Annotated in this window: 16 protein-coding genes; 5 read left to right on the forward strand and 11 right to left on the reverse strand. The window is 70.2% G+C overall.

What is annotated here, in order from left to right; genetic code table 11:
• Positions 1–54: 54 nt before the first annotated feature.
• Entirely contained in the window at positions 55–1,155 is a 1,101-nt protein-coding gene (locus tag ABC766_RS01920; protein ID WP_043355315.1) for an AAA family ATPase, read from the reverse strand.
• 3 nt (positions 1,156–1,158) lie between these two features.
• Positions 1,159–1,752 carry a hypothetical protein gene (locus ABC766_RS01925; protein ID WP_043389344.1) on the reverse strand — a complete coding sequence of 198 codons (594 nt, stop codon included), beginning with the start codon at positions 1,750–1,752 and terminating at the stop codon, positions 1,159–1,161.
• A 274-nt stretch (positions 1,753–2,026) separates the two neighbouring features.
• Here ABC766_RS01925 and ABC766_RS01930 point away from each other — a divergent pair, with 274 nt between their 5' ends.
• From ABC766_RS01930 to ABC766_RS01940, 3 genes are all read left to right on the forward strand, one after another.
• Positions 2,027–2,659 carry a LuxR C-terminal-related transcriptional regulator gene (locus ABC766_RS01930; protein WP_043389341.1) on the forward strand — a complete coding sequence of 211 codons (633 nt, stop codon included), beginning with the start codon at positions 2,027–2,029 and terminating at the stop codon, positions 2,657–2,659.
• Between the two features lie 83 nt (positions 2,660–2,742).
• Positions 2,743–3,576, forward strand: coding sequence for a hypothetical protein (locus tag ABC766_RS01935; protein WP_345820907.1), 834 nt, complete (start codon positions 2,743–2,745; stop codon positions 3,574–3,576).
• A 485-nt stretch (positions 3,577–4,061) separates the two neighbouring features.
• Complete coding sequence (locus tag ABC766_RS01940; protein WP_345820908.1) at positions 4,062–5,708, forward strand: hybrid sensor histidine kinase/response regulator; 1,647 nt, start codon at positions 4,062–4,064, stop codon at positions 5,706–5,708.
• A 91-nt stretch (positions 5,709–5,799) separates the two neighbouring features.
• Here the strand turns inward: ABC766_RS01940 and ABC766_RS01945 are convergent, their stop codons facing one another.
• From ABC766_RS01945 to urtA, 7 genes are all read right to left on the reverse strand, one after another.
• Positions 5,800–6,084 carry a hypothetical protein gene (locus ABC766_RS01945; RefSeq protein WP_345820909.1) on the reverse strand — a complete coding sequence of 95 codons (285 nt, stop codon included), beginning with the start codon at positions 6,082–6,084 and terminating at the stop codon, positions 5,800–5,802.
• Positions 6,085–6,244: 160 nt separating this feature from the next.
• Positions 6,245–6,382, reverse strand: a complete 138-nt coding sequence (locus tag ABC766_RS01950; RefSeq protein ID WP_236952905.1) for a hypothetical protein — start codon at positions 6,380–6,382, stop codon at positions 6,245–6,247.
• A 370-nt stretch (positions 6,383–6,752) separates the two neighbouring features.
• On the reverse strand, positions 6,753–7,448 hold the full coding sequence (gene urtE, locus ABC766_RS01955) for an urea ABC transporter ATP-binding subunit UrtE (RefSeq protein ID WP_043756581.1): 696 nt from the start codon (positions 7,446–7,448) through the stop codon (positions 6,753–6,755).
• Between the two features lie 2 nt (positions 7,449–7,450).
• The gene (urtD, locus tag ABC766_RS01960) at positions 7,451–8,248 is read right to left on the reverse strand and encodes an urea ABC transporter ATP-binding protein UrtD (RefSeq protein ID WP_043389328.1); all 798 of its coding nucleotides are present in this window, start codon (positions 8,246–8,248) and stop codon (positions 7,451–7,453) included.
• Positions 8,245–9,399: an urea ABC transporter permease subunit UrtC gene (urtC, locus tag ABC766_RS01965; protein WP_345820912.1), complete on the reverse strand. Its 1,155-nt coding sequence runs from the start codon at positions 9,397–9,399 to the stop codon at positions 8,245–8,247. Before urtC ends, urtD begins: the two co-directional genes overlap by 4 nt.
• A 5-nt stretch (positions 9,400–9,404) precedes the next feature.
• Positions 9,405–10,979, reverse strand: a complete 1,575-nt coding sequence (urtB, locus tag ABC766_RS01970; RefSeq protein ID WP_345820914.1) for an urea ABC transporter permease subunit UrtB — start codon at positions 10,977–10,979, stop codon at positions 9,405–9,407.
• 280 nt (positions 10,980–11,259) lie between these two features.
• Positions 11,260–12,555, reverse strand: coding sequence for an urea ABC transporter substrate-binding protein (gene urtA / locus ABC766_RS01975; RefSeq protein ID WP_345820916.1), 1,296 nt, complete (start codon positions 12,553–12,555; stop codon positions 11,260–11,262).
• Positions 12,556–12,881: 326 nt separating this feature from the next.
• On the opposite strand from urtA, the gene ABC766_RS01980 reads away from it, so the two are divergent.
• A complete protein-coding gene (locus tag ABC766_RS01980) occupies positions 12,882–13,100 on the forward strand; it encodes a DUF6894 family protein (protein ID WP_043355064.1) in 219 nt (72 codons plus the stop codon).
• Between the two features lie 309 nt (positions 13,101–13,409).
• Positions 13,410–14,189: a Crp/Fnr family transcriptional regulator gene (locus ABC766_RS01985; RefSeq protein WP_043756572.1), complete on the forward strand. Its 780-nt coding sequence runs from the start codon at positions 13,410–13,412 to the stop codon at positions 14,187–14,189.
• 49 nt (positions 14,190–14,238) lie between these two features.
• Here the strand turns inward: ABC766_RS01985 and ABC766_RS01990 are convergent, their stop codons facing one another.
• Complete coding sequence (locus ABC766_RS01990; protein ID WP_043355062.1) at positions 14,239–14,955, reverse strand: HWE histidine kinase domain-containing protein; 717 nt, start codon at positions 14,953–14,955, stop codon at positions 14,239–14,241.
• A gap of 57 nt (positions 14,956–15,012) precedes the next feature.
• Positions 15,013–15,744, reverse strand: coding sequence for a Crp/Fnr family transcriptional regulator (locus ABC766_RS01995; RefSeq protein ID WP_053609776.1), 732 nt, complete (start codon positions 15,742–15,744; stop codon positions 15,013–15,015).
• Positions 15,745–16,040: the final 296 nt, after the last annotated feature.

Here is a 16,040-nt window from a genome sequence, read left to right on the forward strand (position 1 = left end):
TGGTGCTGGCCGTGGTGCTGAGCGGGCGCGGGGCGTCCCGCGATCGTCTCGCCGTCAGGCGTCCTCGCCGGTGGCGCGGAGCAGATCGACGATCTCCAGGCGGCGCAGGTCGCCGCCCTGCAGGGCGACCCGGGCGGCCTGGGCCTCGCGGGCCTTCTCCAGGAGGGTCCGCATCTCGCGGGCGTTCGACCAGTCCTCGGCGCGGGACCGCTGCGCGAGCCAGGGGGTGAGCGCCGCCTCGAACCCCTCGGGGAGCGCGAATTGCTGCCGGGCCGCCATGCGCTTCAGGATCTCGCAGAGATCCTTCGGGCTGTAGGGCGGGAATTCGACGGTCTTGGTGAAGCGGCCGGCCAGTCCCGGATTGGTGTCGATGAACCGGCGCATGTCGTTGGTGTAGCCGGCGACGATCACGATGATCCGGTCGCGGTTGTCCTCCATGAACTTGAGGAGGGTGTCGATCGCCTCCTTGCCGAAGTCGCCCCCGCCCCCGCCGCCGGCGGCCAGGGTGTAGGCCTCGTCGATGAACAGGATGCCGTCGAGGGCCTCGTGGCACTTCTCCAGGGTCTTGGCCGCGGTCTGGCCGACATAGCCCGCCACCAGGGCCGCGCGGTCGACCTCCACGAGATGCCCGCGGCGCAGCACCTCGAGGGACCGGTAGATCTCGCCGATCGCCCGGGCGACCTCGGTCTTGCCGACGCCGGGAGGCCCGGTGAACACCATGTGCTGGCTGATCGCCGCCACCGGCAGGCCCTCGGCGCGCCGCCGCTGCTCCAGTTCCAGCCGCGCGATCAGGGCGTTGACCTCGCGCTTGACCGGCGCGAGCCCGACCATGTTCTCCAGATTCGCGATCACGGCCTCGGGAGACCGGGCCTCCACGACCCGGCGCGGCGCCACGATCAGGCGCGGCAGGGCGAGCAGGCCCCCGGCCGGCTGCCCGAGGCCGGCCTCCGCCTTGCGGGCGGCCGTCGCGGTCGCGGCGAGGCCCAGCGCCGCCAGCAGGGCGACGGCGATCCCGATGGCCGCCCTCCACCGCAGCTCCGCTCCGGCGGCGTTCCACCAGGCGACCGGGCCGTAATCGGTGCTCAGCAGGAGCGGCGTGAGGACCGCGACCACGAGGCCGGAGACGACGAAGGGGAGGATGGCGGATTTCGACATCCGTCAGCCTCCGCAGGGCTTGCTGGTGTTCCAGATCACGGGGATCCGCTTGACGCCCGCGGTGGTATCGACCGTCAAACCCGGGGTCAGCTCGACGAACACGTCCTTGGCGGCGCCCTCGATGACGATCTCGCCCTTGCCGGCCTCGTAGGGGGCCGGGAACGGGACCGCGATGTTGATCGGCCCGTCGGTGATGTTGAAGGCCGGCGACAGGTAGTTCCCGGCCCGGATGCGCACCACCCCGCCGGCATCGGCCTTCGTCTTCGACAGGCGCATCAGGCCCAGGGGCGCCCGGCAGGCCTTGGCTTCGGCGACGATCTTGTCCTTCTCGTCGGCGGGCAGGGTTTCGGCGGCCTTGTCGATCTGGCCCGTCTTGACGAGGTTCAGGGCCGGCCGCTCGGCCGTCCCGGCGGTCTCGCCGCCGCCCGAGAGCAGCACGCCCGCGACGGCGCCCGCTGCCACCAGCCCGCCCACGATCGCGATGAGGCTCGGCGACAGGGCCGGCTTGGCGGATGCCGCCGGGCTCGGGGCCGCGTGGGGACCGGACAGCCTGTCCTGAGCCTGCCGCTCAGCATTCTGGCGCTCGACTTCCGACATCCAGCAGGCCCCCGAACATGGAACGACGTAATTCGTGCGCCGCATCGGCACGCACGACAGGACAAACAGCCTTGATGTTTTTGGAAAGATTCAAAAGAACCGGCGGCCGATGCCTGTCATCATGACGGGCTGACTTCTAGGCATGCGGAAAAAACCGGTCTACTAGTGTATCTGACCTATCGTCGCACCCTTGACAGGGCCTGGATTTCATCCGGCATGGCCCTGTGCCGGGGACGTCGTGGGGAAAGATTCCGATGCTGCGATCGGGAGTGGAATGAACGGCTCCGCGCGCGAGACCCTCATCGTCGCCGACGATCATCCGCTGTTCCGCGAGGGCATGCGGCGCATCACCGAACGGCTCTATCCCCAGGCCCTCGTCCGGGAGGCCGCCACGATGGAGCAGGTCCTGGCAATGGCCCGCACCGGGCCGCCGCCCCGGGCGTTCTTCCTCGACCTTCTGTTCCCCGGCCTCGATCCCCGGCACTCCATCGGTGCGCTGCGCGTCGAGTTCGAGCGGGCCTCGATCGTCGTCGTGTCGATGACCGACGACGAGGGCCTGATCCGGACCGTCATGGCCGAGGGCGCCGACGGCTTCATCGGCAAGGCGTTGCCGGCAGCGGAGATCGCCCAGGCGATCGCGGCGATTCGCGACGGGGAGTTCGTGATCCGGCGAAGCCCCGTCTCGGGCCTCGCCCTACCGCGCGGACCGCTCCCGCCCCTGACGCAGCGCCAGCGCGACGTGCTGCGCCTCGTCGCCCGGGGGCACACCAACAAGGAGATCGCCCGGGAACTGGACATCTCGCCCTTCACCGTCCGCATCCACGTCTCGGCGCTCCTGCGGGCCCTCGACGTCACCTCCCGTTCCGCGGCGGCCGCGAAAGCCGCGACGGCCGGTGTCGGTGAATGAGGGGGGGCGGGGCGGCTGCGGCGCGTCCGATCGTACACCTGTCCGAATGTCGCCGTCGCGGACCCCGTGGCAAAGGCCGGGGCATGAGGCGATCGGGACACGGGGTCGGGCGTCCGGCCCGCATGCGGCGTCTGGCGGGTCTGGCGGGTCTGGCCCTGGCGGGGCTGTCCGGACTGGCCGCCCGGCCCGCTGCGGCCGATCCCGACCTCGCCATGCTGCCGCAGGCCACGGTGCTGGCGGCGATCTGCGGGCGGCCCGCCGACAAGGAAGCCGAGACCTGCCGGATGAAGGACGGCCGCACGGCGGAGTTCTGGACCGCCGCGATGTTCTCCACCGAGACCGGGAGCTGGTTCACCGGGTTCGTCACGATGCCGGCGCCGGGCGAGGATGCCGCCGCGCCCAACCGGCGGAGCGTCGCGGCCGCCACCTACGCCCTCAAGGACATGCGCTGGCGTCTCGAGGGGGTGCAGACCCTGTCCGGGCGGATCGGGACCGGAAACCGCAACGGCAGCGCCCCGGCGGTGGACGAGCAGCGAGGCGCGGTGTTCAAGCCGCTGAGCCGGGGGCGCCTCCTGATGGGCCTGCGCCTTGCCGCTTCCGGTGCGGCCGGGGCCCGCGACTTCTCCTTCCTCCTCCTGCAGTTCTACGGGGCGCCGACGCGCTGGGTGCTGGCGGGCGAGGTTTCGGCCGGCTCGGACGGCTCGGCCGCCTGCGTCGAGGAGGAGCCCTGCCGGATGGGCACGAGCGAGGGCCGGCTGGAGATCCGGCCGGAGGATCCCCGCGATCCCGCCGCGTGGCCCCCGGTCCGGGTCACCCTCAGCGGCACCGTGCTGGGCGCGGACGGCAGCCTGCGTCCGGCCACGGACCGGGATGCCCGCCTCTATCGATTCGACCCGGCCACCGGCACCTACCGCTGAGGCCGGCCACCCGGCCGGCCTCCCGGAGGGCCACCCGCCACGCCACGGGGTGCCGGTCGCCGGGAGCACTCGGCCGTGGAGCGAGACTATTTTTGCAGTGTCGTAAACAAGATCACACTGAATATTTTCCAAATCGATGTTGTTGCGATGATCGGACTGGGCTGTGCCGAAGATTGTCGAGGATTGTATAGCCGCCCGGCGCCCGGAAATGCCGTCCGCGTCGCCCGATCGCCCCTTCTTTTTACCCCTGGTAGTGCTGCTCACCCTCAGGTAGGCTTGAGAGATCTGTCCTCGGTCGGCGACGGTTGCGGCCGTTACCCGGGTCCGGGCGGTGATACGGCTGGGCAGTTCGCACGATGACGCGACAGCAGGATACCGGGGCCGGCAGGAGGGGGGGCGGGCCGTATGCCGGAGGCGCAGCCCCCGTGAAGTCCCGGGACGGCGTCGGGGCCGTGCCGTTCGCTTCCGGCCCGGCCTGATCGCCGATGTTCCAGCCGCGCCGCCAGCGGGACGAGGCGTACGACAACGAGAAGGCGCAGGCCCTCATCCGAGCCGTCGTCATCGGCTGCGCCTGCCTGTATCTCCTGCCCCAGATCTACGGTGGCATCGCCCCGCCGGAAGCCCGGTTCGTCGCCTATCTCGTGACCGGCCATTGGGTCTTCGCCGTCGCGCTGTACGGCTGGATCGCCCGGCATCCCGGCAGCAACACGCCGCGCCGCGTCGTCACCTTCGCCCTCGATCTCGGCGGAATGACCTACGCGATGGCCGTGGGCGGCGCGCCGTTCCTGCCGCTCTACGCGATCGTCATCCGGCTGATCGTCGGCAACGGCCTGCGCTACGGGGGCACCTCCCTGAAGGCGTCCACGGCCGCGGCCCTGGTCTCGCTCGCGGTCACGACGTATTTCAACGCGTACTGGCGCGGCAATCCGTTTCTCGTCCTGACGCTGGCGGCCATCACCGTCCTCGTGCCGACCTACATCTACAGCCTCCTGGAGCGTCTGCGCCGCGCCTATGAGCGCGAGCAGGAGGCGAACCTGTCCAAGTCGCGCTTCCTGGCTCAGGCGAGCCACGATCTGCGCCAGCCGATCCATGCCATCAGCCTGTTCACCGCCTGCCTGCGGGACGCCCCGCTGGGTCGGGAGGAACTGCAGATGGTCGAGAACATCGACCGGTCGCTGCAGAGCGTCTCGCGCCTGTTCAAGTCGCTTCTGGATATCTCGACCCTCGACAGCGGCCGGGTGGTGCCCCGCCCCGAGCCTGTCCCGGTCAACGACATCCTCGACGACGTGTGGCGCCAGAATTCGGAGGCCGCCCAGCTTGCCGGGACGGTCCTGCGCCACCGTGCCTGCGCCAGCATCGTGGACACCGACCGGGCGCTGCTCACGACGATGCTGCAGAACGTCGTCAACAACGCGATCAAGTACGCGCCCGGCCGGCCGATCCTGATCGCGTGCCGGCGGCGGGGCGGTCGGCTCGCCATCCAGGTCTACGATCGCGGCCCCGGAATCCCGGCCGAGCATCAGGACAGGGTCTTCGACGAATTCTACCAGATCCGCCGCCGCGGCGACCGGGACGTCGAGGGCGTGGGCCTGGGCCTGCCGATCGTCCGGCGGCTCGGCGCGCTGCTGGACCTGGCGGTGACCCTGCGCTCGGTGCCGGGGCGCGGAACCTGCGTGACCATCGGCGACCTCCCCCTCGCCGAGGCTCCGGTGCCCGCGGCCCCGCGCGACGCCCTCGACCCGCCGGCGACGATCGGCGGGCTGCGCGTGCTGCTGGTGGAGGATGACGGCGCCGTCCTGCGGGCGACGGCCAGCCTGCTGCGCAAATGGGGATGCCGCGTTCAGGCCGAGGCCGGGATCCCCGCTGCGCTGCCCGAGATCGACCTCCTTATCACCGACTTCGAACTCGGGAGCGGCGTGACGGGAACGGAGTGCATCGCGGCGGTCCGCGGCCTGGCGGGCCGTGCGCTGCCGGCGGTGGTGATGAGCGGCCATGACGAGGCGCGCGTGCGCGAGGATCTGGGCGCACCGGACATCCCGATCCTCTCGAAGCCGGTTCGGCCGGCCGAGCTGCGCTCCGTCCTCGTCGCCGCCAGCATCAGGCTGCGCCCGCGGCCGGTGCCGGTCGCGTGAGGCCGGCGCGCATGCGGTCGCGGATTTCCCCTTACCGGGCCCATTGCCGGGCCCATTGCCGGGCCCATTGCCGGGCCCATTGCCGGGCCCCTTACCGGGCCAGATCGCGCCGGTCCTTGCCGGTACCCTTGCCGGGACGCTCCGTCCCCTCCCCGCCGGCCTGAGGGTCGATCATCGCCTTCAGCAGCGCGTCCCGGGTGAGGCCGTGCTCGGCGGCGATCTGCGAGACGATCCGGAGCGCCTGGGCGGCGGGGGAGCGGTCGGTCACCGGCAGCCGTGCGAAGGCCTGGCTGACGCGCGTGCCCGCCACGTATCCGATGACGATCCCGACGATCACGCCGCAGGCTCCGGCCAGGATCAGGACGCCGATCTTCATGAGTCACCCGTCAGCGGTTGCGAGGCTGGCGCCTTCTGACGCTCCTGTGCGGGTGTTTTCAAGCCGGACCGCGCCGGCCCGGCAGCCGGCGGGACTCCCGCGTCGCGCGGAGCCCGATTCTCACAGGCGGGCGATGGCGTGACCGAATCGGTCGCCGCCGTCAGCCCTGCTCCGCGCGGTCCGCACCGTCGCGCGATTCGGCCTCTCGGCGGGCCGCGCGGGCCTGGGCGATGAGGTCGATGGCCGTCAGCGCGGCGTTCGCCCCCGTGCCGCCGGCCAGCAGCAGGCCCGGCGGCATCGTCCGGATCTGGGGGCGGCCGCTACGACCGCCGCGGCGTCCGGTTCTTCGATCGGTCGCGTTCGTCATGAGGCCCCACCGCCTGTCAGCGCGGACCGGTCTGCGGACGCGGCCTTGGTAGGGAGATGGTGACCAGCTCGCCGGTGATCGGATCCAGGATCGTCATGGGCGCCCCCGTGGTTGACCCCCATGGCGAACCCAAATTGTGGTTTAACCTTGGCCGAACGAGGCGGTGAACACAGATTTCGTGACCGGAGTTTCGGATGCCCATCGTCTGATTGCTGAACATCCGTCCGAATAATCGGATCGGAGGGCCGGATTCCCAAGTGCCTCCGGCGCAGCACCGGCAGGGGCTGGCGACCGACGCGCCCTACACCGACATCCACCGGAGCACGTCGGCCTCGACCATCCCGGCCCGGGGGCCGGCGAGCACCACCTGCCCGCGATCCATCACCGCGTAGGAATCGCAGAGGTCGCGCGCCCACGCGAAATACTGCTCGACCAGCACGATCGCCATCTCGCCCTTGGACCGGAGATAGGTGATCGCCCGGCCGATATCCTTGATGATCGAGGGCTGGATGCCCTCCGTGGGCTCGTCGAGCACGAGGAGCTTCGGCCGGGTCACCAGCGCCCGGGCGATGGCGAGCTGCTGCTGCTGGCCCCCCGAGAGATCGCCGCCGCGCCGGTGCAGCATGTCCTTGAGCACCGGGAACAGGTCGTAGATCTCCCCCGGGATGTGGCGGTCGCGGCGCTTCAGCGGCGCGAAGCCGGTCTCCAGGTTCTCCTTGACGGTGAGCAGCGGGAAGATCTCGCGGCCCTGGGGCACGAAGGCGATCCCGGCCCGCGCCCGGTCGTAGGGGGCGAGGTTCTGAATGGGACGGCCGTCGAGCCGGATCGCGCCGGAGCGCACCGGCTGCTGGCCGACGATCGCCCGCATGAGCGAAGTCTTGCCCACGCCGTTGCGGCCGAGCACCGTCGTCACCTGCCCGGCCTCGGCCGTCAGGGAGACGCCGCGGAGCGCCTGGGCGGCGCCGTAATAGAGATCGATGCCTTCGACACTGAGCATGGTCATCGTCCCAGATAGACTTCGACCACCCGCGGGTCGGCCGAGACCGCGTCGATCGAGCCCTCGGCCAGCACCGCGCCCTCGTGCAGGCAGGTGACCCGGCAGCCGAGGTCGCGGACGAAGTGCATGTCGTGCTCCACCACGAGGACGGCGTGCTCGCCCGCGATCCGCCGGAGCAGCCGGGCGGTCTCGGCGGTCTCAGCGTCGGTCATGCCGGCCACAGGCTCGTCGACCAGCAGGAGCTTGGGGGCCTGGGCGAGGAGCATGCCGATCTCCAGCCACTGCTTCTGGCCGTGGCTGAGATCGGCGGCCGGGCGGCCCCGGTGGGCCAGCAGGCCGACGGTCTCCAAGAGGGCGTCGATCCGCGCGGCCTCCACCCGGTTGCGCCAGCCGAACAGGGAGGCGAAGGCCGCGCGGGGGCCTTTGAGGGCGAGGAGGATGTTGTCGGCGACCGTGTGGCTCTCGAACACGGTCGGTTTCTGGAACTTGCGGCCGATGCCGAGGTCGGCGATCGCCGGCTCGTCGCTCCTGAGCAGGTCGTGGGTGCCGTCGAACAGCGCGATGCCGCTGTCCGGCCGGGTCTTGCCGGTGATGCAGTCCATCATGGTGGTCTTGCCGGCGCCGTTCGGCCCGATGATCGCCCGCAACTCGCCCCGGGCCAGGGTCAGCGACAGGCCGCGCAGGGCCTTGTAGCCGTCGAAGGTGACCCGCAGGTCGTCGAGGTAGAGGAGCGCGTCCGTCTCCCGCTTCCGGTTGGCGGGGCCCCGGGCGTCCGGGCGCTCAACGAGGTCGGTGCTCACGAGCCCTGCCCTTCTTCGGCGAGTTTCGGGGCGATGTCGGGCTCCGGCGGCAGCGTGGCGGCGGCGCGCCGGGAGCCGAGACGCTCGATCGCGGTGCCGACGAGGCCGCGCGGCAGGAACAGCGTCACGACCACGAACAGGCCGCCCAGCGCGAACAGCCACGCGTCGGGCATCACGCCGGTGAGCACGGTCTTGGCGTAGTTGACCAGCACGGCGCCCAGAGCTGCGCCGACCAGCGTGCCGCGCCCGCCCACCGCCACCCAGATCACCGTCTCGATGGAGTTGGTGGGGGCGAACTCCCCCGGGTTGATGATGCCGACCTGCGGCACGTAGAGGGCGCCGGCGACGCCCGCCATCATGGCCGAGACCGTGAAGGCCAGCGTCTTGAAGTGCTCCGGCCGGTAGCCGAGGAAGCGCGTGCGGCTCTCGGCATCGCGCACGGCGATCAGGATCTTTCCATACGCCGAGACCGTCATGACCCGGGCGATCAGATAGCCCGAAGCCAAGGCCAAGCCGGTCGCCACGAAGATGCCGACGCGGAAATTCTGGGACTGGACGGAAAATCCCAGAAGATCCTTGAAGTCGGTGAGCCCGTTGTTGCCGCCGAGGCCCATGTCGTTGCGGAAGAAGGCGAGCATCAGCGCGTAGGTCAGCGCCTGTGTGATGATCGACAAGTAGACGCCCGTGACCCGTGACCGGAAGGCGAGCCAGCCGAACACGAAGGCGAGCAGCCCCGGCACCAGCAGCACCATCAGGGCCGCGAAGGCGAAGTGGTCGAAGCCCAGCCAGTACCAGGGCAGCGTCTTGTAGTTCAGGAACACCATGAAGTCGGGCAGGACCGGGTTGCCGTAGACGCCCCGGGATCCGATCTGGCGCATCAGGTACATGCCCATCGCGTAGCCACCGAGCGCGAAGAACGCCCCGTGGCCGAGCGAGAGGATGCCGCAATAGCCCCAGACGAGGTCGAGGCTCACCGCGAGCAGCGCGTAGGCGAGGTACTTGCCGAACAGCGAGACGAGGTAGGTCGGCAGGTGCAGGCCGGAGCCCTCCGGCACCGCGAGGTTCAGCACCGGCACGGCGCCGCAGAAGGCGGCCAGGACGGCGAGGAAGATCCAGCCCTTCAGGTCGATGAGGGGGGTGCGGGACGGCATGGGGCTCACGATTCCACCGCCCGGCCCTTGAGCGCGAACAGGCCGCGCGGGCGCTTCTGGATGAACAGGATGATGAAGATCAGGAGGCCGATCTTGGCGAGCACCGCGCCGACATACGGCTCGGCAAGCTTGTTCACGACGCCGAGCGTCAGCGCCGCCACCAGCGTCCCCCAGAGGTTGCCGACGCCGCCGAACACCACCACGAGGAACGAGTCGATGATGTAGCCCTGGCCGAGATTGGGCGACACGTTGTCGATCTGCGAGAGGGCGACGCCCGCCATCCCCGCGATGCCGGAGCCGAGCCCGAAGGTCAGGGCATCGACGTAGGGGGTGCGGATGCCCATGGCGGCGGCCATGCGCCGGTTCTGGGTGACCGCCCGGGTCTTCAGGCCGAACGACGTTTTTCTGAGCACGAACAGCAGGCCCAGGAACACGGCCAGCGCGAACGCGATGATCCACATCCGGCCCCAGGTGATCGACAGGCCGTAGAAATCGAAGGCGCCGCTCATGAAGGCGGGGGCGCCGACCTCGCGGTTGGTCGGACCGAAGATCGAGCGCACGCCCTGCTGCAGCGCGAGGCTGACCCCGAAGGTGGCGAGCAGCGTCTCCAGCGGGCGCCCGTAGAGGAAGCGGATGATGAACCGCTCGATCAGCACGCCGACGAGGCCGGCGACCAGGAACGCGCAGGGGATGCTGATGGCGAGGGACCAGCCGAACAGGGACGGCGCCTGGGTGCGGATCAGCTCCTGCACGCCATAGGTCGTGTAGGCGCCGAGCATCACCATCTCGCCGTGGGCCATGTTGATCACGCCCATCACCCCGAAGGTGATGGCGAGTCCGATGGCGGCGAGCAGCAGGACCGAGCCCAGCGAGATCCCGTACCAGACGTTCTGGAGGGCCCCGAGGATCGCGAGCCGCGTCTCGATCGCCGCGATGCCCCGGGCGGCGGCATTGCGCACCGCCTCGCTCGGATCGGCCGCGAGACCGCGCAGGATGCCCATCGCGTCGCCATCGCCCCGGGCCTGGATGGCGGGAATTGCGGCAATCCGGTCGGTCTCCGCGGTGCCGGGCCTGGCGAGCAGCACGGCGGCGCGGGCCTCGGTCAGCGCCTGCCGGACGGGCGCGCTGGTCTCGCGCGCCAGGGCGGCGTCGAGGGCCGGCAGGGCCGCCGCGTCCCTTGCCTTGAACACCGCGTCGGCGGCGATGCGCCGCTTTCCCGGATCGGGGCTCGCGAGGTCGAGCTGCCCGCGGGCGGCCTCGATCGCCCGGCGGACCCGGTTGTTGGCGCGCACGGGCTTGAGGTCGGGACTGTCGGCGGCGGCGGCGCCGGTCCGGGCGTCGACCAGAGTGCCGCCCTGCCGGATCAGCAGGGTCCTGTCGGCGGGGCGCACCAGCAGCCGTCCGTCCGACAGGGCCGACAGGATCGCGTCCGCGCGCGGGGCGCCGCTGGCGGCGAGGCCGGAGACGCCCGCCTCGATCTCGGCGTAGCCGTCCCCGGCGAGCTGGCCGTAGGGATCGGGCGCCTGGGCCAGCGCGGGGGCGGCCAGCAGCAGGACGAGGAGGGTGAGGAGACGGAGCATCGAGACTTTCGTTGCGCCTGGGAAGCGGGACGGGGACGCGTGCGGCACCTGAGTTCGCCAACGGGCGGCCGCGGTCTGCACGGATCGGTCGATGCGAGGCGCGACAGGCCCCCTCTCCCGGGCGGGAGAGGGTCGGGGTGAGGGGTGCGCGCTGTCCGGAAGGACCCGATCCCTCACCCTGTCCCTCTCCCGCACGGGAGAGGGGACCCGCGCCTCACCGCGATCCGAAGGTGCCGGACCGAACTGGAGGTCCGGCACCTCCGTTCAGCGGGAGGGCCCCTCAGGCGCCGCCGCAGGTCTTGGTCTTGGTGTTGTAGTTACCGCACTTGAGCTTGACCCAGTCGGCCTCGAGGTCCTTCGAGCCCTCGAGCTGCTTCGACCACGCCTCGCCGGGGATCAGCCTGTCGGTCTTCCAGACCACGTCGAACTGGCCGTTCGCCTCGATCTCGCCGATTAAGACCGGCTTGGTGATGTGGTGGTTCGGCAGCATCGTGGCGGTGCCGCCGGTGAGGTTCTTCTGCTCGATGCCCGGCAGGGCGTCGATCACCTTGTCGGGGTCGGTGGTGCCGGCCTTCTCGACCGCCTTCACCCACATGTTGAAGCCGATATAGTGGGCCTCCATCGGGTCGTTGGTGACGGCCTTGGGGTTCTTCTTGAACGCCTGCCACTTCTTGATGAAGGCCTCGTTCTCCGGCGTCTTGATCGACTCGAAGTAGTTCCAGGCGGCGAGGTGGCCGACCAGCGGCTTGGCGTCGATGCCGGCGAGCTCCTCCTCGCCCACCGAGAAGGCGACGACCGGGATGTCGGTCGCCTTGATGCCCTGGTTGCCGAGTTCCTTGTAGAACGGCACGTTGGCGTCGCCGTTGATGGTCGAGACCACGGCGGTCTTCTTGCCGGCCGAGCCGAAGGCCTTGATCTTCGACACCTCGGTCTGCCAGTCCGAGAAGCCGAACGGCGTGTAGTTGATCAGGATGTCCTCGTCCTTGACGCCCTTGGACTTGAGGTAGGCTTCAAGGATCTTGTTGGTGGTGCGGGGGTAGACGTAGTCGGTCCCCTCCAGCACCCAGCGCTTGGCGCCGCCGCCATCCTCCGACATCAGGTAGTCGACGGCCGGGATCGCCTGCTGGTTCGGGGCGGCGCCGGTGTAGAACACGTTCCGCTCGCTCTCCTCGCCCTCGTACTGGACGGGGTAGAACAGGATGTTGTCGAGTTCCTTGAACACCGGCAGCACCGACTTGCGCGACACGCTGGTCCAGCAGCCGAACACGGCCGCGACCTTGTCCTTGCTGATCAGCTCGCGGGCCTTCTCGGCGAAGAGCGGCCAGTTCGAGGCCGGGTCGACCACCACCGGCTCCAGCTTCTTGCCGAGCACGCCGCCCTTGGCGTTCTGCTCGGCGATGAGCATCAGCATCGCGTCCTTGAGGGTGGTCTCCGAGATCGCCATCGTGCCCGACAGCGAGTGCAGGATGCCGACCTTGATGGTCTCCTGAGCCCGCGCGGGGCCTGCCCCCAGGGCGCCCATCGCGAGCCCGGCGGCCAGCGCGGCGGCCGAAGCCCAAGTTCCAAATGCCTTCATGGCGGTCCCCTGCGTCGTCTTCCTTGCGACGGCTCGGGGCTTCGCAAATCGTATGCCACATATTTAGGCATGCCTCATCGCGCGGCGGCCCGGCCGAAGCGGCGCACAGATGGGCGGCGTTTCGCCCGCGAGACCGGCAGCTTCATGCTGCTTCGGGCGGCGGCGGGATCAACCGGTGGGCATCTGCCATCGGGTTTTCGCCGACACGTTGATCGGGCGCGGATCGATGCCACTTACCTCAACCCGCGGCGCGCGGACGCGTCGCCCGACGGGCGGCAGCCCGCGGGCGGGTCGAAATCGGGTCCGGGCCTGTGCAGAAGGATGATATGGCAGAGCGCTACTATTTTCGCCTGAGCAGCGACGGCGAGACGATCGAGGACGAGGTGGGCGTCCTGGCCGCGTCGATCGCGCAAGCGGAAGCGGAAGCGCTGGTGCTGATCGAGGAGTTCCGGCGCGCCGGCGAGCTGCCGGACGCCGGGGAGGGCTGGCGCATGGAGATCCACGACGGGGCCGGCACCGTCCTGCGCACGCTTCGGCTTTCCTGATGCGCCGGGCTCACCCGCGCGATCCGGGCCGAGCCTGGGCCTGACGGGCGGGTCTGCACGGCCTTTCCGTCGCGTGGCTCGTCCCGGCGCAGGCTGTGGATCCTAAACGGTCCGGCTCTTGCCCGGTTCTGCTGAACGCCGCATCCGGGCAGCGGTATGCCCGGCCGTTCAATGGTCCGGCGGATCGAGGCCGTCGGCATCCGGGGCCGGACGAGACGGTGATGTGATGACCCGAGGGAGTAGGAATAGGCGGTCGCGCGTTTACGCTGGCGCGGCTCCTGATGCGGCGCGGTGCTTCCGGAACATCCCTTGAACCCCTTCCTTCGCAAACTGGCGCTGCGCGCAGACCTGGATGAGGCCGACATGGCCGCGCTGGACGCTGCGACCAGCGCGACCGCGCAGGTCGAGGCGGGGCGCGACTTGGTCTCGGAAGGCGAGCGGCCCGACGCCGCCTACGTGATCCTTCAGGGGTTTGCCTGCCGCTACAAGCTCGTGCCCGACGGGGGGCGATCGATCCTCGCCTATCTGGTGCCCGGCGACGGCTGCGACCTGCACGCCTCCCTCCTGAACCGGGCGATCCACTCCGTGGCGACGCTGACGCCCTGCACCGTCGCCTCCGTGCCCTACCGGACGATCAAGGAGCTCGCCGCCCGCCGGCCCAACATCTACCGCGCCCTGTGGTGGTCGGTTCTGGTCGACGAAGCCGTGCTCCAGGAATGGCTGGTCGGGGTGGGGCGCCGGTCCGCCGACCGGCAGGTCGCCCATATCATCTGCGAACTCTTCGCCCGCCTGAATGCCGTCGGCCTCGGCCTGGAGCCCGACTACCGCCTGCCGCTGGCGCAGTCGGAACTGGCCGACACGGCGGGGCTCTCGAACGTCCACCTCTCGCGGGTCCTCTCGGATCTGCGCAGGGCCGGACTGATCGAGAGCGGACGCAAGAGCGTGCGCGTGCCGAACCTGAAGCGACTGCAGGACTTTTCCGGCTTCACGCCGGATTACCTCCTCCTGCCCGGATCGACCCAGACCCCGGAGGCGCTCGGCGCGCTTCCCCAGATGACCGGGCAGGTGCGGGCGGCATCGGGACCGTGAGCGCCGCCGGGGCCGGTGGGGGCCCGCATCGTCCTCGCGGGCCCGGATCTCACCGGCTGTCGCCGTCCCACGCCGTCTCGGGATCCTCGGCGACGTGGCGCCCGATCCGGGCGGTGAGCGGCACGCGGATCGCGCAGCGCAGCCCATCCGGCGCAAAGTGCAGATCGACCGCCGCGCCGAGCTCGTAGGCCAGCATCTCCGTCAGCACGTCCGTGCCGAAGCCGCGCCGGCACGGGGCCGTGATCCCGCTGCCGCCGGTCTCGGCCCAGGCGAGGCTGAGGACAGGCGGCTCGACCTCCAGGTTCACCCGCCACGTGGCGCGGATCCGGCCCTGCGGGAGCGCCAGGGATCCGTGTTCCACCGCGTTGCTGGTCAGTTCGTGCAGGGCCAGCGCAAGAACCTGGGCGGTCTTGGGGCGGAGGCGGACCCGCGGGCCGGCGAGGGTCGCCTGCTCCCCTTCGCGCGCGAGGTGGAACATCAACTCGTCGGAGATCAGGGTGTGCAGGTCGGCATCGCCGAACGCGTCCGTCGCGGCCTGCACGCGCATGATCGCGCCGAACCGTCCGTCGAGATGCGCCACGTAGCTCTCGACATCCGCGGCGCTCTCGGCGGACCGGTGCATGACCGTGCGCAGCATCGCCATCGTGTTGCGCATCCCGTGGCGCAGGCTGTCCGGAAGGCCGGCTTCGTCGAGCAGCCGGCGCAAGCGTGCGTTGTCGGCCTCCAGAGCCGAGAGTCGCTCCGCCGGGTCGCGAGGGTCTGTCATGCCGGGCCACTCCGGATGTCGTTCAACCTGCCTCAATCGCCACGGGGCCGGCAGGGTTCAGCATGCGACGATGCGGTCGACCTCCGTGCGGTGCAGATAGGCGGCGTCGAAATGCGCGAGCCGGGCGAGTGCCGCCGGGTCGTGGATGGTCAGGCGCCGGCTGCGCAGGGTGATCAACCCCAGGCCGCGCAGCTCCTGAAGCGTCCGATTGATGTGCACGCTGGTCTGGCCCATGGCGTCGCCGAGATCGTTCTGCGTCATCGGCATCGCGCAGGTATTGCCGTCCGCCAGCCCGATCGCCGTCAGCCGCGCATGCAGCTCGCAGAACAGGTGTGCGAGGCGCTCGATGCCGGTCCGGCTGCCGAGGCTGACGGTCCACTCGCGCTGGATCGCCGCGGTGGCCAGGCTCTCGCGATGGAAGGCCAGGTCGAGCCGCGGGCTGCGGGCGGTCAGATCCCGCATCGCGGTGCCGGAGATCTGGCCGAGGAGCACGGGCGTGATCGCCCCGATCGTGTGATCCATCTCGTCGAGGAGGAACACATGCGGATCGCACGGATCCCCCGGAAGCAGGAGCGAGACGATCTGGCGGCGCCCGTTGGCGAACTGCCGGTACCGGCAGGCCCAGCCGTCGAGGATCACGTTGATGGCGCGGGGATCGTCGCCCTCGTGGATGATGTCGGTGCGCGGGGCGACCATGCGGCTCGGGCCCATGGCGTCGGCCAAGCACATCCGGTCGTCTTCCGAGAGCCGGACGTAGCAATTGAGCTTGTGCGCGAGCGGGCTTGGCATGGCTGCATCTCCGCAACGGCCTGAGCGTGCAACCCTACATTTTGTTTCCGCGCATGAATACTTACATGGATTAGTTTATGCTACCACAAGGTGTCTTTCCGTCCCTGCTGCCGGGCCGATCCGCCGGCGTTCGGGCTCTGTCGCCGCGCCGGCAGGGCAAGATCTGACCGTCCCGTGCGGCCCGTCGGCGCGACGATGGAGACGATCTCGTGCCGCCGCTCCCCGGCGGGAGAATGTTCGCGTGTCGTCCTGAAATTGGAAAGACTGTGCTTTTGACTTCATTCGCCCTGAGCAGC

The sequence above is a fragment of the Methylobacterium fujisawaense genome (assembly GCF_039619325.1).
Taxonomy (GTDB): Bacteria; Pseudomonadota; Alphaproteobacteria; order Rhizobiales; family Beijerinckiaceae; genus Methylobacterium; species Methylobacterium fujisawaense.

What these genes read in the sequence shown, in the direction of transcription:
- ABC766_RS01920 (WP_043355315.1), bottom strand. Translation starts at nt 1,155, where the DNA reads ATGTCGAAATCCGCCATCCTCCCCTTCGTCGTCTCCGGCCTCGTGGTC.
- ABC766_RS01925 (WP_043389344.1), bottom strand. Translation starts at nt 1,752, where the DNA reads ATGTCGGAAGTCGAGCGCCAGAATGCTGAGCGGCAGGCTCAGGACAGG.
- ABC766_RS01930 (WP_043389341.1), top strand. Translation starts at nt 2,027, where the DNA reads ATGAACGGCTCCGCGCGCGAGACCCTCATCGTCGCCGACGATCATCCG.
- ABC766_RS01935 (WP_345820907.1), top strand. Translation starts at nt 2,743, where the DNA reads ATGAGGCGATCGGGACACGGGGTCGGGCGTCCGGCCCGCATGCGGCGT.
- ABC766_RS01940 (WP_345820908.1), top strand. Translation starts at nt 4,062, where the DNA reads ATGTTCCAGCCGCGCCGCCAGCGGGACGAGGCGTACGACAACGAGAAG.
- ABC766_RS01945 (WP_345820909.1), bottom strand. Translation starts at nt 6,084, where the DNA reads ATGAAGATCGGCGTCCTGATCCTGGCCGGAGCCTGCGGCGTGATCGTC.
- ABC766_RS01950 (WP_236952905.1), bottom strand. Translation starts at nt 6,382, where the DNA reads ATGCCGCCGGGCCTGCTGCTGGCCGGCGGCACGGGGGCGAACGCCGCG.
- urtE (WP_043756581.1), bottom strand. Translation starts at nt 7,448, where the DNA reads ATGCTCAGTGTCGAAGGCATCGATCTCTATTACGGCGCCGCCCAGGCG.
- urtC (WP_345820912.1), bottom strand. Translation starts at nt 9,399, where the DNA reads ATGCCGTCCCGCACCCCCCTCATCGACCTGAAGGGCTGGATCTTCCTC.
- urtB (WP_345820914.1), bottom strand. Translation starts at nt 10,979, where the DNA reads ATGCTCCGTCTCCTCACCCTCCTCGTCCTGCTGCTGGCCGCCCCCGCG.
- urtA (WP_345820916.1), bottom strand. Translation starts at nt 12,555, where the DNA reads ATGAAGGCATTTGGAACTTGGGCTTCGGCCGCCGCGCTGGCCGCCGGG.
- ABC766_RS01980 (WP_043355064.1), top strand. Translation starts at nt 12,882, where the DNA reads ATGGCAGAGCGCTACTATTTTCGCCTGAGCAGCGACGGCGAGACGATC.
- ABC766_RS01990 (WP_043355062.1), bottom strand. Translation starts at nt 14,955, where the DNA reads ATGACAGACCCTCGCGACCCGGCGGAGCGACTCTCGGCTCTGGAGGCC.
- ABC766_RS01995 (WP_053609776.1), bottom strand. Translation starts at nt 15,744, where the DNA reads ATGCCAAGCCCGCTCGCGCACAAGCTCAATTGCTACGTCCGGCTCTCG.